The organism is Candidatus Villigracilis proximus, from assembly GCF_016717045.1.
Taxonomy (GTDB): Bacteria; Chloroflexota; Anaerolineae; order Anaerolineales; family Villigracilaceae; genus Villigracilis; species Villigracilis proximus.
In genome coordinates, this window is record NZ_JADJUO010000004.1 from 227973 (window position 1) to 251633 (window position 23661).

Consider the following 23661-nt stretch of genomic DNA (forward strand, 5'->3'; position numbering starts at 1 on the left):
CAGCGTAAAGTAAATCAGGAGCGAAAATGGTCAGACCAACACTCAAAAAACAGATACCCAATTTGCAGGAAGCCATCACAGAAACGGCATGGAAACAGATCGCCGAGACAGGTGCCGCAACCCTCTCCCTGCGTTCCATTGCCCGTGAATTGGGCATTACAGCACCCGCCATCTATAACTACCATCCTGACCGTGACGCGCTCGTCACAGCCCTGATCGTGGACGCGTACACCTCGCTGGGGGAATCTCAACAAGCCGCAATTGATGTTTTGCCTGCAGACGATAATAAGGCGCGTCTACATGCGCTTGGGTTGGCCTACCGCGAATGGGCGATTACCTATCCCCAACGCTATCTTTTGATTTTTGGCACGCCCATCCCAAACTATGTCGCTCCTGCAAACATCACTATGCCAGCCGCTGCCTGCGCTATTGTCCCGTTGAGAAATACGTTGCAAGCCTTGTATTCAAAGAAGAAATTGAAGATAGAACGCCTGTCTCCACTCACACCCGAACTTGAGTCCATGCTCGAAGCGTGGAAAAATTACGGAGGCAATGCCGATGTCGAAGCGCTGTATCTAACCGCTGTCATCTGGAGCCGTGTGCATGGATTGGTCATGCTCGAAATCGGGCATCATGTCCCTCCGGTCATTACCGATCCCGGCGAACTCTTCTGCCGTGAAATTGAAAACATCTTAATTCAATACCTGTAATCTCAAAATCATTAACCAACTTGTTCAACCCAGGTGATATGGCACATCACATCTGGTGGTCAATTGCTGCCAAAAATAAGGCGAAAAATGAAAACACTAATTCTCGATGGCTCTCAACCGAACGACCCGACATCTGCAAAGATCAAAACGTCATTGCAGGCCCAACTTTCAAATGTAGAAACTCTTGTTTTGTGCGAACAAAAAATTGGCAACTGTGCAGGTGATTTCTTCTGTTGGGTACGCAGCCCTGGCATGTGCAATACTAACGATGACAAGCGTATCATTGCTGAAAAGATCATGCAAAGCGATTTTGTCATTTATCTCACGCCAATCACATTCGGCGGATATTCCTCCGCGCTCAAGCGCATGGTCGATCATCAGATCCAAAATATTTCACCCTTCTTCACCACCATCAATGGCGAGATCCATCATCAGCCGCGCTACCAAAACTATCCCGATGTCCTCACGATCGGGTGGATGGATCAGCCAAACGCGCAGTCTGAAGCGGTCTTTCGTCAACTTGTTCAGCGCAACGCTATCAACATGTACGCATCCACTTCTGTCACTGGATTGGTGAATAGCGAAGCAAATTTGGATGATCAGATTCGAGGCTGGCTGGCTGAAATAAAGAGCGCCTCATCCTCACCCGTGCCTGCTCTTTCCAAAGCAGAGATTTCCTCCGCTGCTGCCACTCCCATTCGCCGTGCTGCATTGCTTGTAGGAAGTCCGCGCGCGAAAAAAAGCACATCTGCTTCGCTCGGCGGCTACCTGATGGAGCAGTTAAATGTGCGCGGTGTTGAGACCGAAACCATTCAGATCTACACCTCGTTCAATTCCGTAGAACGGACTCGCCTCACACTGGAAAAACTGGACCAGGCCGACCTCATCGTTTTGGCATTTCCTTTGTATGTTGATAGCCTGCCCGCGCCGGTCATTGCCGCGCTGGAAAAATTGCTGCCCATCGCACAAGTGTGAAGGTTGCACAAAGTTTTGCAGCGATCGCGAATTGTGGTTTTCCGAAGCCAAACATAACGACACGGCGCTTGCCATCTGTGAACAATTTGCAATCGAGACTGGTATGACATGGCTTGGTTCTTTAGCGCTCGGCGGCGGTGAAGGCCTTGTTCACGGCGTTCCGCTCAACGAAATGGATGGACGCGCCATGCCGCTCAAAAAGAGTCTTGAACTGTCTGCCGTTTCACTTGCGCTTGGAATGTCAATTCCGCAGGAGGCACGCGATATTCTTTCCAGACCCATCATCCCCAATTGGATGTATAAACTTTTTGGCGGGTTTGGTTGGAAACAGCAAGCCAAACAATACGGAGTGAATAATCAATTAAGAAAGCAGCCGTACCTGAAAGCAATAACACCTCACTCTACCTTTGATAGTTTGAAGAAAAAAGTATAAAAGGAGATTCCATGTTAATTCTGCTAAAAGTACTGTTTATCTTTGCCGTCACTCTCTTTGTTGGTGACATCGTTTTGATGTTGTTTTGGAAACTTGGTGCAGAGCGCACAAGAGACCGCAACGTTCTTTTGTTTGCCAACAAGACAGTCATGACGACAGATAATATTCTTCTCGGGCCTGCCGCCATGTTGATAGCCATTAGCGGTAATCTGCTTGCGCCGCGTATTGGGTTGCAGATCTATTCCACGCCCATGTTAAGCATTGCGATGAGTTCCTTTATCCTTTCAGGCATTGTGTGGAGTCTTTTCCTGATACCGACTCAGAAAAAACAGTTGAAACTCTGCTCCGATCTGAGTGCTGGCAAGGAACTTCCGGCAGAATATTTTCAACTTGCGAACCGATGGAAAACCTGGGGATACGTTGCGGCACTTCTTGTACTTTTGTCCCTGTTGTTGGTGGCATTGAGTTAAGAGTGGATTCCCGGGAGGGATGATGTCTTATGAATTACAAAAAAGTGGTGATCACAAAGTATGGCGGCCCCGATGTTCTGCGGGTTGTGGAAGAAAGCGAATTGCCCAAGCCTCAAAAAGGGTGAGGTACGAATAAAACTCTAGCCACCAGCGCCTGCTTTACCGATACGATGATAAGAAAGGGATTTATTACGGCGTAAAACAAAAGCCGCCTTTTGCCCCGGCTACGATATTGTGGGTGTGGTTAATGAACTCCGGAGAAGGCGTAACCCATCTTCAGGTGGGGCAGCGGATTGCTGAATTGACAGTCACCGGAGCGTACTCTGAGTATCTGTGCATACCGGCAGCCAATTGCGTTCCTGTCCCTGAAACCGTGGATGCCTCAGAAGCGGTAAGCATGGTTCTAACTTACATGACCGCTTACCAAATGCTGCATCGAATCGCAAAAGTGAAACGCGGCGCTCGCATCCTTGTTCATGGGGCAGGCGGCGCAGTCGGCACGGCATTGATTCAATTGGGAGCGCTTCACGGATTGGAAATCTACGGAACCGCATCTGCCAAATCTGGCGAGCTGATCTCAAGCCTTGGAGGGATCCACATCGACTACCAAACAGAAGATTTCGTCTATCGGATTGAAAACCTTGATCCCAAAGGTGTTGACGTCGTGTTCGATGCGATTGGCGGAGCGAACTTCAAGCGATCCTTCCAATGTCTGCGAAACGGTGGAATTCTGGTTGCGTACGGTTCATACAATTCTGCGATCGGCAAAGAGGGCAGCGCCATGCTCAGTTATACAACCCTGATGATTCGAAGTTCCCTGACGCCGGGTAAATCGGCTTCGATATACAGCATCGTGCCGTTCAAAGAAAAGCACCCTGATTGGTTCGCAGATGATCTCAAGGAACTTATGCACCTGCTGGAACAGGGAAAGATCAAACCGGTCATCTCAAAAAAATTATCGTTAACCGATGCCGCGAAAGCTCATCAACTTCTTGAGGCGCGCGGCGTTAACGGAAAAATCGTGTTACTTGCAAATGAACTCTCATCTATAAATTAAAAAGGATGGTAAAAACAAAATGAAAAAAAACTTGTTTCAAAAAAATCTTCCCTGGGGAATAATGGCATTTCTGGCAGTTGGTGTCACGATCGTGGCTCTGGCGCCCTATATCACCTTCAACTCTGAAAACTTCAATAACGCCACAACGCGTTATGCAACTGAATCCACACTGCGCTATGTCGGATTATTTGTCCACGCTTTTGCAGGCGGGATTGCGCTGCTGCTCGGCCCGTTTCAATTCCTTGATGGATTTCGCAAACGCCGCCCCGTCGTCCATCGCTGGATGGGACGCATCTATCTCGTATCGATTCTGATCGGCGGACTATCGGCATTTATCATCGCCCCCGGCATGATCTCAGGACTCGTCGGTGAAGTGGGTTTGTTATCCCTTGCTGTCCTCTGGCTATGGACAGGTTGGAATGCCTGGCAGCATCCGCAAGGGTAATGTTAAATCTCATCGCGAGTGGATGATCCGCAGTTTTGCATTGACCTTTGCCGCCGCTACGCTTCGTCTTTGGCTCGGCACTCTCATAGCCACACAACTGCCATTTTTGCAGACCAGGTATTCGGGCGATTTTGATGCGCTTTTTGTCGAAGTCTATCGCGTGGTGATGTGGTTGAGTTGGGTTCCAAATCTGATCGTCGCTGAAATGATTATCCAGCGCCGCCGTAAGCCACAAACGATTTCATCAATTGGGCAAAATAGCCCGCAAACTCAAAATGTATAAATCAAAAAGGAAAAATCATCATGACTCAAAATAATTTGCACGTAGTTTTCGGTACAGGCGCACTCGGCAAGTGGACAGCGCGTGAGTTGGTCAAATTGGGCAAGCCCGTCCGCATGATCAGTCATTCAGGCAAAGCGGATGCGCGTATTCCCGCCGGTGTGGAAGTTGTCAAAGGCGATGCCTACGATACCAAAAATAATATCGAGGTCACCAAAGGCGCAGAAGCTGTTTATCAATGCGCCCAGCCGCAATATCACGAATGGGCTGAGAAATTCCCGCCCATGCAAAAAGCGATTTTGGATGCCGTTGCAACCAATGGCGCAAAATATATTTCCGGTGACAATCTATATATGTACGGCGATACCAACGGACAACCCATCCGCGAAGATATGCCATATCAGCCGCACACCAAAAAAGGAAAAGTCCGCGGTGCGATGGCAGATGCAGTGATGGAAGCGCATCGTGCGGGCAAAGTCCGCGCTGCGATTGGGCGGGCTTCCAATTTCTTCGGCCCCGATGATAACGCTGTAACCTCCTTCGCCATTCGCCCTGCGCTGGCAGGCAAGGCAATTAACTTACTTGGCAGAACAGACCAGCCGCACACATTTTCCTATATCGCCGATTTTGGAAAATTACTGGCAACCCTCGGCACACGCGAAGATACACTCGGACAGATCTGGTTCGCGCCGTCTCCCCGCACCGGTCACACAAAATGAATTGGTTAAAATTATGGAAGATGTTCTCGGTAAAAAAGTTAAAGTAATGGCCGCCGGTAAGACCATGTTAAGTATGCTCGGATTGTTCGTGCCAGCCATGCGCGAATCTGTTGAAATGCTTTACGAATGGGATAAACCCTTCATCATGGATTCAAGCAAAGCTGAAAAAGCATTTGGCTGGAAAGGCACACCGCTCAAAGAAGCCATGCAGGCTACGATTGAATGGTGCAAGAGCGACCCCGGAAAACACTAGGAGCGATGATGATGGTACTTATAAATTCTTTAATGGCTACGCTGCATCATATTTGCGCATTTACTTTAACGGCTTGTCTTGTATATGAGTTGATTGCCTTCCGTAAAGGGCTGCGCGTTGAAGAAGCACGCCGCATTCAAAAAGTGGATGGCTGGTATGGAATCTCCGCCGGCTTGCTTGTTGTCGTCGGATTGCTGCGTGTCTTCTTCTTTGAAAAAGGTCCAAACTATTATGGCGCCAGCTCAATGTTTTGGATCAAGATGACGTTGTTTGTGATCGTTGGGCTGCTGTCTGTTTATCCCACCATTCGCTACATCAAATGGAATTCGTTTCTGAACGAAAATAAAGCGCCCGAGATCGCTGAGCAGGAATTCAAAAATATTCGTTTGCTGTTAATGCTCGAGATCGCGGGACTGGTACTCATTCTATTCTTTGCTCCGGCAATGGCTCGCGCTATCGGGATGAATTGATCGCTGCTTCCATATAATTTGAAAACTCATCCCGAAATCTTTTGGATGAAAAGCGGGCCGCGTTCTCTTGCGCGGCCTTGCTGTTTAATTTTATTCTTTCGGATTGAAGAACCGCCTCGATCAAACTACGGGACGTCTGCTCCTGAAACAACAAGCCGCTCATTCCATCTTGAACAATCTCTGCCGCGCCGCCTTTGCCATGTGCAATGACAGGGCATCCCGCCGCCTGTGCCTCGACCATCGCAATGCCAAAATCTTCGACAGCCATGTAAATAAATCCCTTTGCGCGATTCATCAGGTCAGTCACAACTTCATCAGGCTGATATCCTAATAATTTGATATTATCTTTTACAAGTTTTTGCAGGTGCGGCATTTCAGGCCCGTCGCCAATGATGACCAGGGGAAGTTGCAACTCATTAAATGCGCGGACAATTTCAGCCGTCATCTTATACGGCACAAGCCGTGAAACATGCAGATAAAAATCGCCGCGTTCTTTTGCTGGAGAGAATCTATCTACATCCACCGGCGGATAAATCACATGCGAATCGCGCCCCCAGGCTTGTTGAATTTTCTGTGCTGTCCACTGTGAGATGGCGAGCAGGTGATCGGCCCGGGATGCTGATTCTCTGTCCCAGCGGCGCAACAGGCTCAGGGTTAAGCGGGCTGCGGCAACGATCAGGGGCTTGTCCAAATGATGCAGATGTAAATAGTCATCCTGTAGGTGCCAGGCATATCTCATTGGCGTGCAAACATACGAAATATGAATTTGATTCTTGTGAGTTTTGATGCCATGCGCCACCGCGTGCGAAATGGATAGCACTACATCATATTTGCGCACATCCATGCTTTCGATGGCAAGCGGCATGAGGGGCAGCAATCCACGATAGAGATGCTCAACGCGCGGAATTTTTGCAGGAACGAAGTTTTTACTTTTCGATTTTCTAGCGGCGTGCCAGTTAGATTCTCTTTATTGTGAATCAGCGCGTGTAATTCTGCCTGTGGATACAAGCTGAGAATTTCCACAAGCTGTCTTTCAGCCCCGCCATAAATATTTAACCATTCGTGGACAATTGCAAGATTCATAATGCCATCTTGATTTTTAAGTTTGGGAATCTGTCTGAAAATTTTATAATCATGAGACTCTTGAAAGAATTCTTGAAATTTTTCGCGCCGATTCATCCCATGTAAAAATTTTTGCTCTTTGTAATCCGCGCTCGCGCAGCGTGTTTGCGAGGGATTTATTTTCCACAAGATTTTTTACAGCCTTGGTTAATTCAGTTGCATTGTGCGGATCAAACAACAGCGCCGCGTTTCCAACTGTTTCTGGCAATGCAGTTGTGCTTGATGCGATGACCGGCGCACCGCAAGCCATGGCTTCGAGTGCTGTCAAGCCGAAGCCTTCATAAAGTGACGGGACGATGGCGGCGCTTGCACCCGCGTAAAGCGCAGGCAGGTCTGTGTCGGAAATATAACCCAGCCATTTGATGTTATCTGACTCTTCAGGTTTACTGATTGCTTCGGCGAAAACAATTCCTTTTGTGCCTGTGATAATCATCGCCTGCTTCCATGCTTGAACTAAGATGCCTAAATTTTTTCGCGGTTCATGAGTCCCGACAAAAAGAAAGTATGGTTTGCCAATCCTATACTTTTCACGAACAGCATTTATGGAGTTCTGTGTTTGTGCTTCGAAAGGTTTTCCAACGCCATTTGGAATGACGCAAATTTTTTCATCAGAGATTTTCAAATTGACTTTCAATCTATCCCGTGAAAAATTAGAAACTGTAATAATTAACTTTACTCGTTTTGCTAAAATCTTCCATGAGAGTCTGGTCCATGCCGCGAAGGCAGGGCGAAACCATTCAGGGTGATCGAAGACGCTCGCGTCGTGTATGGTGATTACTTGATTGGAAATTGTCCACGGGCCGGCATTGGCGGGTGACCATAGAATTTCGTTTTTCTGAATTTGCATTGGGAGAATGAACTGCTCCCATAAATGTCCCGAGACTTGTCCCAATGCTTTATCAGGCACAATGATGCGCGGATTTGGCTTCATACGCATGCTGATTTCATGCGCATATCGTTCCACGCCGGTGATGCGGCGTGTGAAGCATCTGCCATTAACCGAAATTTTATTTGTCACGGGCTATTTGTCCTTCCCATAAGCCAAGCACGAAGCCGAGCATGAGGCGTCCCGGAGCAAGTGTCCATAGGTAGTGATCGAAGAGGCTGATTGCTCCCAAGCCCATTAGTAATGCGCCGATGATGATTGCGTTTGAATTCTTTGTAGACAGGAAATTTTTTCCAATTGAAAAAATAATCATAAGGATCAAGATCAAACCGAAAACACCCAGCTCAGATGTGATCAATAGGGGAATGTTGTGAACCGGTTCAACAAAATTAAATTCCCCTGCGCGTTCTGCAAGCTGAATAATGAAGGAACCTGAACCTACACCTAAAAGCGGGTGTTCTTTTATTACTGTAAAGGCCTGTTCTGTTAACCAGGCACGCCCCACGAGTGAGAATTCTTCGGTGGTTGTGGCTGGGGCGTTTACCCGATTTAAGAATAATTCGCGAAGCGGAAATAGGTTAATCCGAAGGCGGTAATTGCCGTAAAAAATATAATGGCTGCCTTTTTAGGATGGAAGGATTTTGAATTGTAGATCAGAATAAATAAAAATAGCGTAACTGCAATCCACGCGGAGCGGGAAAATGTGAGGGCAAGCAAGGATATGCCGAGTGCAAATATCACGATCGCTAAAGGATTCGATTTTTCCTTTCGAAGAAATAGAGCGATTGGGCCAGTCAGGCAAATGAGTGCGAAGCCTCCCAGTATGTTGGGATGCGGGAGTGTGCCATAGGTGCGCAGGAAGACCTGCCCATCAGGTAATTTGACAATGCTTGCGGCGCGCGTGGCGATGTCAATCGGGCCGGGCCAGTGCAAATTGAGCGGACCTAGAAATAAAGTGGATTGTGAAATAAAGCCGACGATGCCGGTTAATGCTTGAATGCTCAGTGCTGCGCAAAGCCCCAGGATTGCAGTATTCCATGAAGAGGTGCCAGTCACGCATGGAGAGGATCAGGCCAAAGATCAGCCAGAAGTGGATGGCAATATAGGTTGATGTGCGCCAATCTGCTGACCAGAATGCGCTGAGGCTGAGCAGACAGCAAAACACAAACAGGAATTTAATGGTTGGTGTGAATTTTTGTTGAAAGAATTTTTCGTTTGATACCTGTGCTGCAAGCCAGAGAATAACCGCGATGAGAACCAACGCATCACTGAGGAAAAAGAGAGCATGATCGTAAGTGAAATAAACCTGTTTATGTTTAAATTCAAATATAATTTTGTAATACCAAAACCCCAACGCCATGGGAATTAATCCCACTACGAAAGCATGTGTATTACGGATAATTTTTTCGCCGCGTTCTTTCCATAAATTAACAATTCCTAATATCATCGTTATGAAAAAAGAAAGCAAGGGGAAAATTCCCCATGAAAAAGATTTAAACGGATCTGCTGGCGGTGGGGTGGAAGGAAGAAAAGTAAAGTCAGGATTTTCCCAAACTTGAATGCCGTTTGAAAGATATTTAACAAAAACCCAGCCATTCTTTTTTAGTTCGGGTACAAATGATCTCAAGTTGACGAATCCCCAGCGGACGCCGTATTTTCCTGATGCTTGCAAGATGGGTCCGATGGCAGGGATGCCTTTCAAGGCCCAGTAGGCTGTATCTACTTGACCGATGCCGCTTTCACGTAGTTCTGGAATGGTGCGCGCTGTGTGATAACTTCCGTCAAGGGTGGTGGCTTGGGTTAACAGGCTGAGGTGTGCGAATTGATCGCCAAAACCAAACGTGAGGTAGCGCCAGTAATCATGATCTTCCGCTTCAAGAAAGTCCACAATGGGCTGCATGTCAACCGGGTCAGGCTGGATGGGGAAAAGAAATGGTGTGAACCATGATCCCATTGCGAAGAAAGTGAAGACGAAAAATGTCAGGGCTGAGATCAAGGTTCCTCGAAGCGAGGCAGGCAGCGGTTTAAGAAAGACGCGGTTCTTCATCCACTTTTTAAAATGGGTGAAGAGAATTCCAAAGAATGGGGTCAGGGTCAGGCTGGCCCAAAAGGCGAAGCGGTCATAGGTGAGCCATTCCCAGCTTTGGCCGAAGAGCAGGCTGGGAAGCGGGGTGGTGCTGCCGAGGCCGAGGATAAAAAGAATGAGAAATGAAAATTGCAAACCGAGAAAATTACGCGGCCATTTGTAAAATAAAAATGGAATAACGCTGCCGATCGGAATATAAAACGGCCAGAAGAAGATGGCTGAGGCCAATGCGTCTGTAAAGAAATTATGACGGGAGAGATGATCAATGGGTGTTTGTAATTGTTGATGCGTGCCCCATTGCCAAAAAGGCCAGATCACAATGATGCCTGCCGGAATGGCGAATACGAGAAAGATGGCGAGCCTTGATAAAGTTTTTTTCCAGTTGTGTTGTTTGAGTTGATAAATGGTAAGCGCAAGGACGAGGAATGGCTGTACCAATAATGTGGCGTGATGCGCGGCCATGGTGGTGGCGATTATGGAAACTGCTAGAACAAGATTGTGTAGTTTGCCTTCACGAAGAAATTTTGCGATTGCGCCTGCGCCGAATAATGCAAAAAGTGTTGCGGCAAGAAATGGTAGTTGACCGAAGATGTGCGCAGTGACATAAATGGGAAGCATGACTGCAGATGCAATTGCAGCGTAGGATGCGGCGGTTTTGCCAGTGAATATTCTGCTGAATGTATAAATGCCCAGCGGATATAAAGTTGTAATGAGCCACAGGATGAGCGCGTAGGCCGCATCAACGCCGATGACAGGTACAAAAAGCGCGATCAATTGATGAATAAGCGGCGGATATGAAATGACTTTGAAGCCTGTGTACCAGCGTGTGTTCCAAAGCGAGAACCAATCTTGGGCATAATGATCGGCAAAAAGCATGTGCGTGTACGCGTCGTAGCTCAGGCGGTAGCGTGCTGTAAGTACGAAAATTCCATGACCTATAAATGCGAATAGGACGGCGAGATAGACGCGGCGCGGGATCATCGGGAAATCCTTATTCAAGAGAATTTTGAACTTGTATGGAGAATTTATTTTCGGCCATTATGTTTTTCAAGGGCGCGGTTAAAGGCTTCCACATAATGATGGCCTGTGGCAGTTGGGCGGACTCGCTGAATTGAGTTGAAATTGTGTTTTGCCTGCATGTCTCGTAATTCAACTGAGCTGAGCAATATGCGCAGAGCATTTTGTAAGCTTTGCGCGTTTCCATTTTCAAAGAACTGAAGGTGCAGGTCATTTTCACGGGCGAGTTTTTTGTTTTCGATTAAATCAGATGCGACGATCGCGCGCCCCCATGTTGCGGCTTGATACAAAACGCTGGAAGAGCCGGTTGATGCGGTGTAGGGCAATACAACGATCTGCGCGCGGCGGAAAAGGTCGATCACATTTTCTTCCGCTACCTTTCCGAGCCATTGAATATTATGTGCGCCATTAAAACGGGTTTTCAGATCTTGCGCATAATTTGGAAACCGCGTGTGTTCAACGCCGGCGATGGTTAATTTTATTTTTGGGAATTCAATTCGTAAATTATCAAAAGCGGTCAGCAATATTTCAAGGCCTTTGAAGGGCGCGAGCGTTGTGAAAAATAATAATTCGGCGGCTTCTGTTTCTTTCAGAAATTCCGGTTCATGATACGCGCCGATGGGAATGTGCATACAGTCTACGCCGCGTGCAGAGAGCCAGTCTACATAGTGGCTCATGGTCAGACAGACGACATCTGCTTGTGTAGCTACTTTTGTTAATAGGTGTGCTCCCAGAGGTGCGCATATTCCGCCGGGGGCATTTAACGCGCGCAAGTCTGCAAGTGCAACCAGTTCATGCAATGTGACGACGGTTGGATATCCCATTTGGCGGGTCAACATGGGGGTGAACATACCTGTCAGATTTGACAAAGGTGATTTGCCAAAGATGCTTGCGCCGAGATTGAACCAGACCACATCAGGATTTAATCGTTTCCAAACCGGACAGAATAGCCTGACCAGCTTTCAATTGGTCTGGTTGCCAGCAATAATCAAGTTCGGTATCGCCAAGATGGTTGGGGTTTTTGCCGGAGTCTGTGTTTGAGCCTGCGAGCACAGTGATCCGTGAAAATGACCCTGTGTTTACAATGGCGCGTGTGACGTGATATCCGTATTGTCCAATACCAGTAATGGCAGGCGGAAAGGGGCTGACAATGGCAAGATGCATAAGAAGGCGGATTATTCCATTAATACGGGATTTACACAACCTTGATTAATCGAATGGCATGTTGACAGATGGATGTGCGCAAAGTATAGTTTAATTTCTTATGAATATTAAAAATGCCATTGTTGAAACGCTTGCCTATTCAGACATTTTTGATTACCCGTTAACGGCAGAGGAATTACATCGCTTTCTTGTTGCACCTGCTGAAAGACATGAGGTGGAGCGATGTGCGGCCAGCGCACCAAATGTTTTTTTCGAAGCTGGATATTATTTTCTCGCGGGTCGTTCCGAAATCGTGGACATTCGCAAACGGCGTGAATCTGCTTCACGCAAAGCCTATCGCCGCGCCATGTTTTATGGGCGTATTCTCGGCAGACTGCCATTTGTCCGCATGGCTGCGTTGACGGGGTCCCTCGCCATGCTTAATCTCTCTAAAAATCCCGATATGGATTTCATGATTGTTGCCGCGCATGGTTACGTGTGGACGGCGCGCGCGTTTGCCATTTTATTTGGAAAAATAACGCATTTGTTCGGCGATACGATTTGTCCCAACCTTATTATTTCAGAGCGTACACTCGAATGGCCGTTGCATGATCTGTACTCTGCGCGTGAACTTTTCCAGATGATTCCCATAACAGGGAGTGATATCTATATTCGCCTCTTTGCCGTCAACCCGTGGACAAAATCGTTATTGCCAAATGCAGTTCCGGAGACTTTCAACGCCTCCAATAGTTTGAATATGGGAGAGTTCTTTTTGCGCGGCACACTTGGATCAAAATTTGAAAACTGGGAGATGACACGCAAGATCGCGCGTTTTTCCAAACAGGCTGGCTTTGGCGCAGAGACTGTTTTTACTGCGGATGTTTGTCAGGGTAATTTTGACCATCATCGTAAATGGACAGATGATATTTATCGGGAGCGCCTTTCTGCTCTCGATATTGAAAAAATGGAGCGCGGACTGTAATCTGCGATAAAGCTGTGACACAAATTCTCTTTGGACAATCTTATTACCTGCGCTTTGACCCAAAACTCTGGGATGCGATGATGCCGTATCCTCCGCTGGGGACGATGTATGCGGCAAGTTATATCCGCTCGAAAGGATATGATGTTGCCCTTTTCGATGCCATGCTTGCAGACTCGGAAGAGGATTGGGCCAGGGCGCTTGATGAACATGCGCCGCAGTATGCGATCATCTTTGAAGATAATTTTAATTACCTTTCCAAGATGTGTCTGTTGAGAATGCGCGAGGCCGCATTTACGATGATTGCGATGGCGAATACGCTTCATCCATGCCCGTCGTCCTGATATTTCCAATCTCGATGCTTTGCCTTTTCCCGCATGGGATTTGATCGATGTGGAAAAATATAAAAAGATCTGGCGTGAACATCATGGCTATTATTCGATGAATATGGTCACCACGCGCGGATGTCCGTATCACTGCAACTGGTGTGCCAAGCCGATCTGGGGACAGCGTTATAACTCGCGCTCGGCGGAAAACGTGGCCGCTGAAATGAAATGGTTGAAGGAAAATTTTGCGCCCGATCACATTTGGTTTGCCGATGATATTTTCGGGTTGAAGCCGAACTGGGTGGAGAAATTTGCAGAGTTGTTGCGTGAAAACAATTCTGCGATTCCGTTTAAGTGTTTGAAACGCGCAGATCTGGTGACAGAAAAAACCGCGCTTGCGCTGGCGAAGGCCGGCTGCAAAACGGTCTGGCTGGGCGCGGAATCTGGTTCGCAGAAAATTTTAGACGCGATGGATAAGGGCGATAAAGTTGAAGATATTTATCGCGCTGCTGAGTTACTGCATAAAAATGGAATCGAAGTTGGTTTCTTTTTGCAGTTCGGTTATCCCGGCGAAGGCTGGGACGATGTGCAGAAAACTTTAAAGATGGTACGCGAGTGCGCGCCCGATGACATTGGTATTTCAGTCTCCTATCCATTTCCGGGGACAAAATTTTTTGAGCGTGTAAAAATGGAGTTGGGAGAAAAACAAAACTGGGTCGATTCAGACGATCTCGCCATGTTGTATCATGGCCCATTTCCGCAGGCGTTTTATCGTGTTTTGCATGGACGAGTTCATCACGAATTCCGCATGAGACGCGCCTGGCGCAAACGCGATCTGCGTGGAATGATTCGCGCTCCATATTATTTGCTTGGCATGGCGCGTGCAGAAATGCGTCTGCGTTCGTTTCTGCGATAGTAACTTTTGGAGTTCATCAGCGCATGTGTCTGATGCGGTGTACTGGTGGACAAGCTTTATGCGCCTTCTAAAAAACATTGGCTGGACAGTCCTTTCCCGTATCGGCACTCAGGGTCTGGCGGTACTATCGAATATTTTACTGGCGCGCTATTTGGGACAGGAAGGCTTTGGCGAATATGCCTTCATCTCATCCATTTTGTTGATCGGTAACGCATTCAGCACCTTTGGCACAGACATGATCTTGATCCGCAGTCTTGCTTCTGGTGAAAACTTATTTACCCTGGCCGATGGATTTCTGCTGCAATTATTGCTTTCCCTGCTTTATGTTGCGGGTGTTTTTGCCGCAGCGTTATTTATTTCTGTTCCTCTATCTTTGAGGATTTATATCTTCGCCCTGTTTCCGTTTGCCCTTTTTACAATTTTCAATATTAATCTGCGTGCCCGGCAGGAGATGATATCTTTTTCACTTCTGCAATTTGCGGCTGTATTTGCACAAATGCTGGCTGTGTTTACTTTGCTGATTTTTCGTGCGGATATGAATACTTTTGCCATCTTCATGTTGATCGCTCATACGTCCACTGCTTTGTTTGCTTTTGTGTTTCGCTCATCCCGCAGCATTCTCTGGCGTTTTTCTCTTCCAGGCGCTTTTGCTTTAATGAAAAACAGCGCTTCTCTGGCTGTAATTGGTACGCTGCGTCTTGTGTATGAGAAGATCATAATTGGCATTCTGCCCCAGTTGGCTGGACTTTCAGCAACAGGCATTTTCTCGGTGTCTTCGCGTTTGACAGATGCGGGCAAGCTCGGTCATCTTTCGGCATTCACGGCCATGTATCCTGAAATGGCGCGGGATGTGGATTTTGGCAGGCAAATGAAAGGGCTTCGGTCATTGCTTGGTTTGGCTTTTTTGATCTCTGTTTTTGTATTCACCTTTGCGCAAACAATAGTTGATATTTTATTTGGCGCTGAATTCATTTCGTCCGTTCAACCATTGCAGATTATGATCTGGGTCATTGTTCCGTATGTGTTGGTTACATATACTTCGCTCGGTTTGGTCGCGCTTGGTTATGAAAGGCCTGTGCTGTCTTCCTTGTTAACAGCGCTTTTGTTTTGCTGCTATCGTTTGTCTGCTTCACATCCGCGTTTGGTTTGCGCGGCGCAGCATTTGCGGTTTTATTGTCTGAAATAATTCACGCGATATTTTTATGGTATCAATGGAGAATACATGTCGTTTCCAAACTTCCCTGATAAAGAACAAAGCGAGCCCATCATGAAGCCTGAAGATACGATTGAAATGCGCCGCAAGTTTGGCAGATTCCCAGCGATTCCCCCGCCCGGTGGGTTGGTCTTATGTTTGAAGAATGACCTGCCTTATCAATTGCGCTGGAAAACTCCCGTTCAAAAAGTGGGGCGGGTAATGGGTGACTTGTTCCTCGTCAAACGCACGCACGGACGGGTTGGTGTGCTCTCCAATTTTGGGATCGGCGCCCCCGTGATCGTATCTATTGCCGAGGAGATGATCGCCTGGGGTGTGCGGCGCTTTGTTATTCTTTCCTGGGGCGGTGCGTTACAAAAGGAATTAAACACGGGCGATATTGTTCTCAATGACCGTGCCATTCGTGATGAAGGCGTTTCACATCATTATCTTCCCGCCGAAAAATATGCGCCTGCTGATGATTTGTTGAAGAAAAACTTGAGGCGCGTTTGATTTCACAAAATGTAAAATTCACTTCAGGCGGAACGTGGACAACAGATGCCCCTTATCGTGAAACAAGGAATGAAATTTTGCAATATCAATCTGAAGGTGTGCAAACTGTTGAAATGGAAATTGCAGGTCTGTTTGCGCTGGCTCAATTTCGCGGCGTGCAAGCCGCTTCCATTCTTGTTGTGGCAGATCGCCTTGCAAATCTCAAATGGGAATCTCCAGCAGATATGAAGGCGATCAATCAGTCTTTTGAGATCGCCTACAACACCGCGATTGACGCGCTCAACGAGGACGCATGAATTTTATTTGTCCGCGCTGTCATGGGGAACTGCAAAAAAATCTGAGTTTGAGTTATTTTGTGCGCGAGACAATCTCCTATTTAAACAGGAGGATGGAATTTGGAGATTTCTCCTGCCCGAACGCGAATCCCATTACGCCCGCTTCATTCGTGACTATGAAACTGTCCGCCGTTTCGAGGGGCGTTTCTCACCTGATGCATCCTACTACCGTGCCCTGCCATTCAAAGATACCAGCCGAAAATTTTCTGCAGATTGGAAGATCCGCGCCGCGAGTTTTGGGGCTTTGCAGAAAATACTCACAGCCGAGTCAACTGTTTTGGATATGGGATCAGGGAACGGCTGGTTATCGAACCGTTTGTCATTGAGCGGATATGATGTCTGCGCGGTCGATCTGCTCCTTAATCCCGAAGATGGGCTTGGCGCATGCACTCATTATCAAAGCCGGTTCACAAGAACTCAATCCGAATTTATTCATCTGCCATTTTTAAATGCTGCCATTTCAACCGTGATCTTTAACGCATCTTTTCATTATTCTGAAAATTACGAAGAAACATTGACCGAATCCCTGCGAGTGCTTTCGCCAAATGGAAAGGTCGTTATCATGGATTCGCCCATCTATCATAACGCTGACTCTGGCAAGCAAATGGTTGCTGAGCGGAAATCTGCTTTTCTCTCGCGCTATGGCTTCGCCTCCAAACTCGCTCAGAAGCGAGAACTACCTGACGTATCGGCGCATGGAAGAGCTGGGGAAAACACTTGGCATTGTGTGGCGGCACATCCGTCCATTGTATGGAGTTCGCTGGCGCTTGCGTCCGTGGCTGGCGCATCTGCGCGGCAGACGTGAACCTGCCGAATTTGGCTTGTGGGTAGGCAGCCGTTAAATTCAAATTTTGCGCAACCTTTCCCTCTTCCGTCCGTATATTTTCAAGGACTTTTCTTTTTAATCAAAAAGTTATAAACTAACTTCAAGGAGAACTTAACATGAACAGACAAGGTCGTACACAACTCGCCCTCGGCGTCATCCTTATTTTGCTCGGCGCGTGGTTTCTGCTCGATAAAAGCGTGCCTGCTTTCCACACACTATTTAATAAATACACCGAATTCCCTTCAATATGTTTTTGATCGGCGGCGGTATTCTTATCATCGGCCTTGTAACAGGTCAGCCCGGTATGGCAGTCCCTGCTTCGATCGTTGCGGGATTGGGCGGCATCTTTTACTATCAGGATGTCACCAATGATTACTCTTCCTGGTCTTATATGTGGACGTTGATCTTGGGCTTTATCGGGGTGGGTTCCATTCTTGCAGGTCTGCTTGGCGATAACACTGCGCACAACCTCAGGCGTGGACTTAACATGATGGTCATCAGCGTAGTCTTGTTCCTTGTCTTCGCATCACTCTTCGGTGGATTGGAATTGCTCGGTAATTTCGGCCCTGCGATTCTCTTGATCCTGCTTGGAGTGTGGGTGCTCGGCAGCGGCCTTTATCGTTCCTTCCGCAAACGGGAGGAATAGCATGAAAAACAATCAATTGTTCTGGGGGGTGATTCTCCTTCTTGTCGGCGGCTTGATGCTTGCCAACGAAATGGGAATTAAACTTCCCAACGGTGTTTCCTTTACCGAGCTTTTTTGGCCGTTGTTGTTGATCCTCGGCGGTGTTTGGGTGCTTGTTGGCACTTTCTTTCGCGGCGCCATTGAATTGGAAAATGCTTCCATTGACCTACAGGGCGCGACCTCTGCAAATCTTAAGGTCAGCCATGGCGCGGGTGAGTTAAAAATTCACAGCGGCGCGAATGCCAACGAGTTGGCGCATGGTTCTTTCGCTGGCGGGTTGCAGCAAAAAGCCTCTCGAAACGGTGACAGGCTTGAGGTCCGCATGAGACCCGCGAAAGAAGTTATGGATTTTCCATTCTTCGGTCCGCGTTCCCAATTGGATTGGGATGTCGCGCTTAATGCTCAAATCCCAACTGCGCTGACTTTAAACCTTGGCGCGAATAAATCTGTCATTGATCTGCGTGATATGAACATCACTGACTTGAAATTGGAAATGGGCGCGAGTGAAATACAATTGACTCTGCCCGCAAGCGGCCGCTTCAATGCGGACCTGGATTTTGGTGCGGCCTCATTGGAAGTGACCATCCCCGAAGGACTTTCTGCCCGAATCCGCGCCTCGCTCGGTGCGGCTGATCTCAACATTAATCAATCCCGTTTTCCACGAAATGGAAGCTATTATCAATCTCCCGATTTTGACTCAGCCGCAAACGCAGTGGATATGACCATTGATGCAGGCGCGGCTTCGATAAAAATTAAATAATTCTTCACTGCGAGATTGATAAGGAGAAAGAAATGAAAAAGTTCGATCCACAAATTGTATTTGGCTTTTTACTGATCGTCGGCGGCGGACTTGCGCTGGCGCAGACGATGGGGGTGTTACGAAATGCCTCGGGTATTTTTTGGGGCGGCATGTTCCTGGCCATAGGGTTGATCTTCCTCTCCCTGCTTTTTGGTGGAAACTGGTGGAGCGCCATTCCCGGCTTTACCCTGGTTTCTTTGGGCGTGTTGATCCTGCTCCCCGAATCGCTTGAAGAATTTGGCGGCGCGATCTTTCTAGGCGGAATTGGTCTTTCTTTTTGGTATGTATACTTTACCAGTCGCAGCGAACGCTGGTGGGCGATGATCCCCGCTGGTGTATTAACTGCGCTTTCCGTGATGATTCTGGTTGCTGCGCGTTTTGAAGAATTTGGCGGCGCGATTTTTCTGGGCGGGATCGGGCTTTCCTTTTTTGCCGTGTATTTTACAGACCGCGCTGAACGTTGGTGGGCGCTCATTCCGGCGGGTGTATTGGCTACGCTTGCCGGTGTGACCATCGCCGCAGAGCGTTTTGGCGAGTTTCAAACAGCAGGGTTCTTCTTTCTTGGCCTTTCTCTTACCTTTTTACTCGTGGCATTATTGGCAAGGATGAGTTGGGCTTACTGGCCTGCATTGGCTTTGGGTGTTATGGGTTTCCTGGGAATCGCATCCCTTTTGGATATTGCAAATTATCTTTGGGCTGTGGTGTTGATCGGAGCGGGCATCTTCATGCTCTTTAGATATTTTACAAATCGATAGAACTGAGAAGTATTTAATTTTCACCTTCTAAAAATAATCATCCCCGTGAAACTCACGGGGATGATTATTTTTTCTGCTTTCAGCAGTATTAATTATTGTTCTCCGATAACTTCCACATCCGGGAAGAACTGATGAATTGTCCCTTCCACCCAACCATGCAAAGTGGACGGTAATAGTGGGCAGTCTAAACACGCACCGCCCAGCCGCACTTTTAATTGTTTGCCGTCAAACGAAACAAACTCCACAGTGCCCCCGTGAAATTGTTCAACGTATGCACTTAATTTATCAAGCAAACCGCGCAATTGCGCTTCACGATCATGAGTTTCTGTTGCGACCATGGAATGACTCCTTTTTATTATTTCTGATTCGAATTCAAAAGAGACTGAACTTGCGCATGAGCATTCTTCCAACGGGAGGAAACCACGCGTGCAAGGCGGTCCATGATAATTTCTCCTGTTTCAGGATATTCCCTCACCAGGGTTAAGAGATGTTTTCCGCGTATTCGAATGGCTTCGATTTGCGATTCACTAACAATGCTTGACGTGTAGTGTGTACTTCCAACCACGGCAGACCATCCAAATACATCACCGTCATGCAAACGGGTTAAGATGATCGGCGGCCCGTCATATGGCTTGAATCGAATTGCTACTTCACCCTTGAGTAGCAGGTACAGATGCGTTGCAGGGCCGCCTTGTTCAAAAACCAGGGTTTCTGCCGTACATGTGTACTGCTCAAATAGAGGTTTGAGCAAGGCAGTTTGATTTGCATTAAGATCTTGAAAGAGTGGAATGAAAGGCAATGAATCAAGCATTTGATTGCATGTTATCCAACGTCTGGACAACTTTCCAGTACCAAACATCCTAAACTCAGTGACATCTTTCCTTCTTTTGAAAAGCAAGGCTGATGTTCGGTTATACTTTGTGAAATACGTAATTTTTTACAGCCTCATATCTTCATAATGATGATGAAACCCACAAATACTCTTTCTTCTTTTGAAAAACTTCTGCTTGGCATCGATCAACCTGAGAAGGTTGAGGTCATCGTTCCGCTGCGAAAAGGAGAGCTTTGTCCGATATGCAAAAACGGAAAGCTGGACTATAACGGACTGCTGCAATTGGAATGCCCGGTATGCGGTTTTGTCAACGGTGAAGGCGGAGGCTGTACCTGATAAAAAATATTTGCTCCGTGCGGGCAACACAAATGGATGTGATTAATGTCTTTATCTGAAAGACCTTCTTTGGGACAATTTATTGCCATGATGATGATTGGTACAGGATTTGTTGCCCTTGGGATCATGCTTTTTTTACTTCTGAATAAAAACGCCGCATCCGCTCAGGACTTTTCAGCTGTTCCTGCTCAAGTGAATTTTTCGCCCCTGAGCTGATCCTCGAAGACCTGGCTGGTAATCGCGTGTCTTTAAATGACTATCGCGGAAGTGTTGTGCTGGTTAATCTCTGGGCAACCTGGTGCCCGCCCTGCAGGGAGGAAATGCCCGCCCTGCAAAAATTTTATGAAAAATATAAAGCAGATGGGTTTGTATTGATCGCCATCGATCAGGAGGAAACCCGCGAAGTTGTTGCGCCATTTGTAAAAGAATTCGGGTTAACTTTCCCTATTTGGCTCGATGCTGATTATCTGGCTCAACGTGAATTTAATACCATGAACCTGCCTAGTTCCTACGTGATCGACCGCACTGGGAAAGTGCGATTAATGTGGATCGGCGGCATTTCAAAAAATAATCTTGAAAAATATGTGCCCGATATAATTATGGAGTAACCAACAGGAGTAGACAATGGAAATAAAACTGGATTGGAAAGGCAAGATGGCCTTTGAAGGCGCGGCAGATACAGGCTTTTCTCAAAAGATGGATGCAGATGGAGCGGCTGGCGGTGATAATAGCGCCGCGCGCCCAATGGAGTTTATTGCGCTTGGGTTGGCAGGTTGTACAGCAATGGATGTCATCTCCATTCTTCAAAAGAAGAAACAACCCGTTGCAGATTTTCAGGTTTTGATCCATGCCGAAAGAGCAGAGGAACATCCCAAAGTTTTTTCAGGTGCGGTGATTGAATACCTTGTCACAGGCAGCGAAGTGGATGAAGCCGCACTGCTGCGAGCCATTGAATTGTCAGCGGAGAAATATTGTCCGGCACAGGCCATGTTGAGCAAGGTGTTTCCGATCCGCTTGATTTATAAGATCATTGATGAAAATAAAAAATGATCCGGGAAGGCGAGTATTTTGTAAAAGAGACAGGCGCTTAAGCGCTTGTCTCTTTTTTATCATTGACTTCCACTGATCGAAGTGTAAGCATCTCCGCATTCACAGGCGATCACGGTTGCACCGCCTTTGGTTAATGTTCCCAGGTATTCACGGCTTCCATTGTGTGTGATCCAGCCGTTCAAATTGAACGGAATGGCGCTGTCTGCCATGATCCACTCTCCATTGTATTTGCGGGCGATATGTACATGTGACCCTGTCGCGCGTCCGCCTTCGCAGGAGGGATACCCGATCTTGTCTCCTGTCTGTAACTCTGTCCCAAGTGGCGCGCGTTCATCAGCCGAAAGATGTAGATAAAAAATAACCCAGCCTGTGCGTTCGTCGCCGTCTTTATCAAGATCAAGCGCCAGTCCCTCAATACTGGAGCGCACGACCAGTCCATCTGCCATTGCTGTAGCGTAGTTTTTCTCATTGGCAATGAAGCAGCCTGATTTATCAGATGGAGGGGCAAAGTCAATTCCAGCGAGAGGTTCACCGGTTCCCCAGCCTGTGTGAGGCCCACCAGTATATGACCAGACCTGATCGCTAGGGAATGGGAGCTGGAATTCTGGTTGTAGTAAACTGCCAGGCATGAGTATGAAGGGGTCGCTCCATGGGTCGCCGAACAGGCTTGCGTATGTCTGGAACAGCCCCTGAGGTCCCGTGGCGAGTGCGTACTTATCGCCTGTGAAAAGTCTTGAGTAATAATATTGAATTGAGACAGATGCCGCATTTTGCCAGGGGTCCGGTCTGACAAGTACATCGTCATTCTCTTCAAATTCAACCAGATTTCCAACACGCCAGCCATAATATCCATTGTTGAGGGTGTTGGCTGCAATCACAAGCTGTAGATAATGATTCTCCCAATATCTGCGTGTAAAACCGAGCAGATTCTTTTTTACAGGCGCTTCTGATTGGGTTAATGCGCCGCCCTGATATTCAAGAATTGCAAGCAGCAGACGCGGATTAATACTATAGTTGGTGGCAACGTAATCCACCATCTCAGCGCCAGAGCGCCATTCACCGCCCGCGTATACCCGATAATCTTTGAGCCACCCCGGCTGTGCTGCAACAAAAGCGGATGTGTTGAAACCAATGCCGGTGGGGCCGTTTACAAATGCATGGTCAGGGATGATCTGAAATGGACTGGCCCATAATGCAAGATAATAAATTGGAATTTTCATTGGCATACCGGGCGGCATGGTCGTTGCGTCGCGCGGTATCTGCGGGTTGGCTTCAAAGATCTGTTCTACTGTGGTGTTGAAGCGTGCGGCAAGCGCAGGAAGGGTATCTCCAGTTTGTGCGATGTAATCCACCAATTCACCGGGCTTGTATGTGGGGCGTGTGGGGAGAGGGGTTAGTACGGGGAGTATGATGTCGCTGCCGGGGGTGGATGTGACCGTTGTTGGATCAAGATTCGATGCCACATTAAGGTTGCAGGATGTGAGGGCAAGCATGGCAATTATTGCCAGTTTGAAAATTTTTTGAATGGTTTTTGTAAAGTTAGTCATTCTCTTTGCGAAAAATGTTTGACCATTTTTGTCCGACCGGGTCAGCGAGGATTACTTCGTCACCTCTGACAAGTGTGCCTTCGTAGGCATTTTTTCCAGCGACGACGCGCCACCCGCTCATGATAAACGGGATCGGCCCATCTGCTGTAACCCACTCGCCGTTATATTTTCTTGCAAAATGGAGATGTGTGCCGGTGGATACACCGCCTTCACAGGATGCGTGTCCAATGCGGTCATTCACTTCAAGCCATGTGCCCGTTTCTATACGGTCTTTTTCGGCGATATGCATATAGAGGAAATTCCAGCCGGTTTGTTCGTAGCCATCGCCATCAAGATCAACCATTACAGCTCCATTGCCTGACCGTACAACCAGACCCGGAGCGGCCGCCGTGACCCATGTTGGTGTGAGCTGACATCCGCCATTTGCAGTGGAAGGGGCAAAGTCGATGGCAGCAGATACACTGTGTTTGTTGCCGTAAATCGTGGGGTTGAGTTGTCCCCAGG

At 47.6% G+C, this 23661-nt stretch carries 34 protein-coding genes and 1 pseudogene; 23 read left to right on the forward strand and 12 right to left on the reverse strand.

From position 1 onward, the window contains the following. Positions 1–26: 26 nt before the first annotated feature. The 10 genes from IPL71_RS05375 (at position 27) to IPL71_RS05420 (ending at position 5812) form a co-directional block, all read left to right on the forward strand. Complete coding sequence (locus IPL71_RS05375; RefSeq protein ID WP_345319566.1) at positions 27–710, forward strand: TetR/AcrR family transcriptional regulator; 684 nt, start codon at positions 27–29, stop codon at positions 708–710. A gap of 87 nt (positions 711–797) precedes the next feature. Then, positions 798–1685, forward strand: coding sequence for an NAD(P)H-dependent oxidoreductase (locus IPL71_RS05380; protein WP_345319568.1), 888 nt, complete (start codon positions 798–800; stop codon positions 1683–1685). A gap of 31 nt (positions 1686–1716) precedes the next feature. Beyond that, positions 1717–2118 (forward strand): hypothetical protein, encoded by a 402-nt coding sequence (locus tag IPL71_RS05385; RefSeq protein WP_345319570.1) that lies wholly within the window; start codon positions 1717–1719, stop codon positions 2116–2118. Positions 2119–2129: 11 nt separating this feature from the next. After that, a complete protein-coding gene (locus tag IPL71_RS05390; RefSeq protein WP_345319572.1) occupies positions 2130–2588 on the forward strand; it encodes a DUF2269 family protein in 459 nt (152 codons plus the stop codon). Positions 2589–2835: 247 nt separating this feature from the next. After that, positions 2836–3645, forward strand: coding sequence for a zinc-binding dehydrogenase (locus IPL71_RS05395; protein ID WP_345319574.1), 810 nt, complete (start codon positions 2836–2838; stop codon positions 3643–3645). Positions 3646–3664: 19 nt separating this feature from the next. Further along, positions 3665–4090, forward strand: coding sequence for a DUF2306 domain-containing protein (locus tag IPL71_RS05400; RefSeq protein WP_345319576.1), 426 nt, complete (start codon positions 3665–3667; stop codon positions 4088–4090). After that, complete coding sequence (locus IPL71_RS05405) at positions 4065–4373, forward strand: DUF2306 domain-containing protein (protein WP_345319578.1); 309 nt, start codon at positions 4065–4067, stop codon at positions 4371–4373. Before IPL71_RS05400 ends, IPL71_RS05405 begins: the two co-directional genes overlap by 26 nt. Before the next feature lie 20 nt (positions 4374–4393). Further along, positions 4394–5089 carry an NAD-dependent epimerase/dehydratase family protein gene (locus IPL71_RS05410; protein ID WP_345319580.1) on the forward strand — a complete coding sequence of 232 codons (696 nt, stop codon included), beginning with the start codon at positions 4394–4396 and terminating at the stop codon, positions 5087–5089. Between the two features lie 13 nt (positions 5090–5102). Further along, on the forward strand, positions 5103–5342 hold the full coding sequence (locus IPL71_RS05415) for a Rossmann-fold NAD(P)-binding domain-containing protein (RefSeq protein WP_345319582.1): 240 nt from the start codon (positions 5103–5105) through the stop codon (positions 5340–5342). An 8-nt stretch (positions 5343–5350) separates the two neighbouring features. Next, positions 5351–5812 carry a DUF2214 family protein gene (locus IPL71_RS05420; protein ID WP_345319584.1) on the forward strand — a complete coding sequence of 154 codons (462 nt, stop codon included), beginning with the start codon at positions 5351–5353 and terminating at the stop codon, positions 5810–5812. Here the strand turns inward: IPL71_RS05420 and IPL71_RS05425 are convergent. From IPL71_RS05425 to IPL71_RS05460, 8 genes are read right to left on the reverse strand one after another with little or no spacing between them, the layout of a single operon-like run. Next, positions 5796–6677: a glycosyltransferase gene (locus tag IPL71_RS05425; RefSeq protein WP_345319586.1), complete on the reverse strand. Its 882-nt coding sequence runs from the start codon at positions 6675–6677 to the stop codon at positions 5796–5798. The two genes, IPL71_RS05420 and IPL71_RS05425, sit on opposite strands and share 17 nt — an antisense overlap. Continuing rightward, positions 6632–6895: a hypothetical protein gene (locus tag IPL71_RS05430; RefSeq protein ID WP_345319588.1), complete on the reverse strand. Its 264-nt coding sequence runs from the start codon at positions 6893–6895 to the stop codon at positions 6632–6634. The genes IPL71_RS05425 and IPL71_RS05430 overlap by 46 nt, the downstream gene beginning before the upstream one ends. A gap of 49 nt (positions 6896–6944) precedes the next feature. Next, positions 6945–7952 (reverse strand): glycosyltransferase family 4 protein, encoded by a 1008-nt coding sequence (locus tag IPL71_RS05435; RefSeq protein WP_345319590.1) that lies wholly within the window; start codon positions 7950–7952, stop codon positions 6945–6947. After that, positions 7942–8430, reverse strand: a complete 489-nt coding sequence (locus IPL71_RS05440; protein ID WP_345319928.1) for an O-antigen ligase family protein — start codon at positions 8428–8430, stop codon at positions 7942–7944. The genes IPL71_RS05435 and IPL71_RS05440 overlap by 11 nt, the downstream gene beginning before the upstream one ends. Then, positions 8370–8753, reverse strand: a complete 384-nt coding sequence (locus IPL71_RS05445; protein ID WP_345319592.1) for an O-antigen ligase family protein — start codon at positions 8751–8753, stop codon at positions 8370–8372. Before IPL71_RS05445 ends, IPL71_RS05440 begins: the two co-directional genes overlap by 61 nt. Further along, positions 8731–10887, reverse strand: coding sequence for a putative glycosyltransferase family protein (locus IPL71_RS05450; protein ID WP_345319594.1), 2157 nt, complete (start codon positions 10885–10887; stop codon positions 8731–8733). Before IPL71_RS05450 ends, IPL71_RS05445 begins: the two co-directional genes overlap by 23 nt. 44 nt (positions 10888–10931) lie before the next feature. Next, positions 10932–11837: a glycosyltransferase gene (locus tag IPL71_RS05455; RefSeq protein WP_345319596.1), complete on the reverse strand. Its 906-nt coding sequence runs from the start codon at positions 11835–11837 to the stop codon at positions 10932–10934. A gap of 1 nt (position 11838) precedes the next feature. Next, entirely contained in the window at positions 11839–12087 is a 249-nt protein-coding gene (locus tag IPL71_RS05460) for a hypothetical protein (RefSeq protein WP_345319598.1), read from the reverse strand. A gap of 100 nt (positions 12088–12187) precedes the next feature. Between IPL71_RS05460 and IPL71_RS05465 the strand changes: the two genes are divergently transcribed. From IPL71_RS05465 to IPL71_RS05510, 10 genes and pseudogenes are all read left to right on the forward strand, one after another. Next, on the forward strand, positions 12188–13048 hold the full coding sequence (locus IPL71_RS05465) for a hypothetical protein (RefSeq protein WP_345319600.1): 861 nt from the start codon (positions 12188–12190) through the stop codon (positions 13046–13048). A 14-nt stretch (positions 13049–13062) separates the two neighbouring features. Further along, entirely contained in the window at positions 13063–13389 is a 327-nt protein-coding gene (locus tag IPL71_RS05470) for a hypothetical protein (protein ID WP_345319602.1), read from the forward strand. Continuing rightward, a complete protein-coding gene (locus IPL71_RS05475) occupies positions 13349–14287 on the forward strand; it encodes a B12-binding domain-containing radical SAM protein (RefSeq protein ID WP_345319604.1) in 939 nt (312 codons plus the stop codon). Before IPL71_RS05470 ends, IPL71_RS05475 begins: the two co-directional genes overlap by 41 nt. A gap of 58 nt (positions 14288–14345) precedes the next feature. Beyond that, positions 14346–15473, forward strand: a complete 1128-nt coding sequence (locus IPL71_RS05480; RefSeq protein WP_345319606.1) for an oligosaccharide flippase family protein — start codon at positions 14346–14348, stop codon at positions 15471–15473. A gap of 228 nt (positions 15474–15701) precedes the next feature. Then, positions 15702–16288, forward strand: a pseudogene (locus tag IPL71_RS05485) (nucleoside phosphorylase). 7 nt (positions 16289–16295) lie between these two features. Next, positions 16296–17132 (forward strand): class I SAM-dependent methyltransferase, encoded by an 837-nt coding sequence (locus IPL71_RS05490; RefSeq protein ID WP_345319608.1) that lies wholly within the window; start codon positions 16296–16298, stop codon positions 17130–17132. Positions 17133–17269: 137 nt separating this feature from the next. Then, the gene (locus tag IPL71_RS05495) at positions 17270–17410 is read left to right on the forward strand and encodes a hypothetical protein (protein ID WP_345319609.1); all 141 of its coding nucleotides are present in this window, start codon (positions 17270–17272) and stop codon (positions 17408–17410) included. Continuing rightward, positions 17401–17799: a hypothetical protein gene (locus tag IPL71_RS05500; protein WP_345319611.1), complete on the forward strand. Its 399-nt coding sequence runs from the start codon at positions 17401–17403 to the stop codon at positions 17797–17799. Before IPL71_RS05495 ends, IPL71_RS05500 begins: the two co-directional genes overlap by 10 nt. Position 17800: 1 nt before the next feature. Beyond that, positions 17801–18598, forward strand: a complete 798-nt coding sequence (locus tag IPL71_RS05505) for a toast rack family protein (protein ID WP_345319613.1) — start codon at positions 17801–17803, stop codon at positions 18596–18598. 32 nt (positions 18599–18630) lie between these two features. Beyond that, positions 18631–19392: a hypothetical protein gene (locus IPL71_RS05510; protein ID WP_345319615.1), complete on the forward strand. Its 762-nt coding sequence runs from the start codon at positions 18631–18633 to the stop codon at positions 19390–19392. A gap of 92 nt (positions 19393–19484) precedes the next feature. Here the strand turns inward: IPL71_RS05510 and IPL71_RS05515 are convergent, their stop codons facing one another. Both IPL71_RS05515 and IPL71_RS05520 read right to left on the reverse strand, forming a co-directional pair. Then, positions 19485–19730, reverse strand: coding sequence for a NifU family protein (locus IPL71_RS05515; RefSeq protein ID WP_345319617.1), 246 nt, complete (start codon positions 19728–19730; stop codon positions 19485–19487). Between the two features lie 17 nt (positions 19731–19747). Further along, the gene (locus IPL71_RS05520; RefSeq protein WP_345319619.1) at positions 19748–20203 is read right to left on the reverse strand and encodes a Crp/Fnr family transcriptional regulator; all 456 of its coding nucleotides are present in this window, start codon (positions 20201–20203) and stop codon (positions 19748–19750) included. 402 nt (positions 20204–20605) lie between these two features. Here IPL71_RS05520 and IPL71_RS05525 point away from each other — a divergent pair, with 402 nt between their 5' ends. From IPL71_RS05525 to IPL71_RS05535, 3 genes are read left to right on the forward strand one after another with little or no spacing between them, the layout of a single operon-like run. Then, positions 20606–20776, forward strand: a complete 171-nt coding sequence (locus IPL71_RS05525) for a hypothetical protein (protein ID WP_345319621.1) — start codon at positions 20606–20608, stop codon at positions 20774–20776. Positions 20777–20802: 26 nt separating this feature from the next. Continuing rightward, positions 20803–21168, forward strand: coding sequence for a TlpA family protein disulfide reductase (locus IPL71_RS05530; protein WP_345319623.1), 366 nt, complete (start codon positions 20803–20805; stop codon positions 21166–21168). A 16-nt stretch (positions 21169–21184) separates the two neighbouring features. Next, complete coding sequence (locus IPL71_RS05535; RefSeq protein WP_345319625.1) at positions 21185–21610, forward strand: OsmC family protein; 426 nt, start codon at positions 21185–21187, stop codon at positions 21608–21610. Positions 21611–21669: 59 nt separating this feature from the next. Here the strand turns inward: IPL71_RS05535 and IPL71_RS05540 are convergent, their stop codons facing one another. Both IPL71_RS05540 and IPL71_RS05545 read right to left on the reverse strand, forming a co-directional pair. Further along, a complete protein-coding gene (locus tag IPL71_RS05540; RefSeq protein ID WP_345319627.1) occupies positions 21670–23157 on the reverse strand; it encodes a LysM peptidoglycan-binding domain-containing M23 family metallopeptidase in 1488 nt (495 codons plus the stop codon). After that, on the reverse strand, positions 23150–23638 hold the full coding sequence (locus IPL71_RS05545) for a M23 family metallopeptidase (protein WP_345319930.1): 489 nt from the start codon (positions 23636–23638) through the stop codon (positions 23150–23152). The genes IPL71_RS05540 and IPL71_RS05545 overlap by 8 nt, the downstream gene beginning before the upstream one ends. Between the last annotated feature and the right edge of the window lie 23 nt (positions 23639–23661).

Excerpts from the sequence above, each read along its gene's own strand:
- IPL71_RS05520 (WP_345319619.1), bottom strand. The coding sequence starts at position 20,203 with ATGCTTGATTCATTGCCTTTCATTCCACTCTTTCAAGATCTTAATGCA.
- IPL71_RS05515 (WP_345319617.1), bottom strand. The coding sequence starts at position 19,730 with ATGGTCGCAACAGAAACTCATGATCGTGAAGCGCAATTGCGCGGTTTG.
- IPL71_RS05525 (WP_345319621.1), top strand. The coding sequence starts at position 20,606 with ATGTCTTTATCTGAAAGACCTTCTTTGGGACAATTTATTGCCATGATG.
- IPL71_RS05420 (WP_345319584.1), top strand. The coding sequence starts at position 5,351 with ATGATGGTACTTATAAATTCTTTAATGGCTACGCTGCATCATATTTGC.
- IPL71_RS05510 (WP_345319615.1), top strand. The coding sequence starts at position 18,631 with ATGAAAAAGTTCGATCCACAAATTGTATTTGGCTTTTTACTGATCGTC.
- IPL71_RS05380 (WP_345319568.1), top strand. The coding sequence starts at position 798 with ATGAAAACACTAATTCTCGATGGCTCTCAACCGAACGACCCGACATCT.
- IPL71_RS05430 (WP_345319588.1), bottom strand. The coding sequence starts at position 6,895 with ATGAATCTTGCAATTGTCCACGAATGGTTAAATATTTATGGCGGGGCT.
- IPL71_RS05500 (WP_345319611.1), top strand. The coding sequence starts at position 17,401 with ATGTTTTTGATCGGCGGCGGTATTCTTATCATCGGCCTTGTAACAGGT.
- IPL71_RS05505 (WP_345319613.1), top strand. The coding sequence starts at position 17,801 with ATGAAAAACAATCAATTGTTCTGGGGGGTGATTCTCCTTCTTGTCGGC.
- IPL71_RS05425 (WP_345319586.1), bottom strand. The coding sequence starts at position 6,677 with ATGCCGCTTGCCATCGAAAGCATGGATGTGCGCAAATATGATGTAGTG.
- IPL71_RS05375 (WP_345319566.1), top strand. The coding sequence starts at position 27 with ATGGTCAGACCAACACTCAAAAAACAGATACCCAATTTGCAGGAAGCC.
- IPL71_RS05400 (WP_345319576.1), top strand. The coding sequence starts at position 3,665 with ATGAAAAAAAACTTGTTTCAAAAAAATCTTCCCTGGGGAATAATGGCA.
- IPL71_RS05405 (WP_345319578.1), top strand. The coding sequence starts at position 4,065 with ATGCCTGGCAGCATCCGCAAGGGTAATGTTAAATCTCATCGCGAGTGG.
- IPL71_RS05410 (WP_345319580.1), top strand. The coding sequence starts at position 4,394 with ATGACTCAAAATAATTTGCACGTAGTTTTCGGTACAGGCGCACTCGGC.
- IPL71_RS05535 (WP_345319625.1), top strand. The coding sequence starts at position 21,185 with ATGGAAATAAAACTGGATTGGAAAGGCAAGATGGCCTTTGAAGGCGCG.
- IPL71_RS05450 (WP_345319594.1), bottom strand. The coding sequence starts at position 10,887 with ATGATCCCGCGCCGCGTCTATCTCGCCGTCCTATTCGCATTTATAGGT.
- IPL71_RS05465 (WP_345319600.1), top strand. The coding sequence starts at position 12,188 with ATGAATATTAAAAATGCCATTGTTGAAACGCTTGCCTATTCAGACATT.
- IPL71_RS05395 (WP_345319574.1), top strand. The coding sequence starts at position 2,836 with ATGAACTCCGGAGAAGGCGTAACCCATCTTCAGGTGGGGCAGCGGATT.
- IPL71_RS05540 (WP_345319627.1), bottom strand. The coding sequence starts at position 23,157 with ATGACTAACTTTACAAAAACCATTCAAAAAATTTTCAAACTGGCAATA.
- IPL71_RS05415 (WP_345319582.1), top strand. The coding sequence starts at position 5,103 with ATGGAAGATGTTCTCGGTAAAAAAGTTAAAGTAATGGCCGCCGGTAAG.
- IPL71_RS05480 (WP_345319606.1), top strand. The coding sequence starts at position 14,346 with ATGCGCCTTCTAAAAAACATTGGCTGGACAGTCCTTTCCCGTATCGGC.
- IPL71_RS05460 (WP_345319598.1), bottom strand. The coding sequence starts at position 12,087 with ATGCATCTTGCCATTGTCAGCCCCTTTCCGCCTGCCATTACTGGTATT.
- IPL71_RS05495 (WP_345319609.1), top strand. The coding sequence starts at position 17,270 with ATGAACAGACAAGGTCGTACACAACTCGCCCTCGGCGTCATCCTTATT.
- IPL71_RS05390 (WP_345319572.1), top strand. The coding sequence starts at position 2,130 with ATGTTAATTCTGCTAAAAGTACTGTTTATCTTTGCCGTCACTCTCTTT.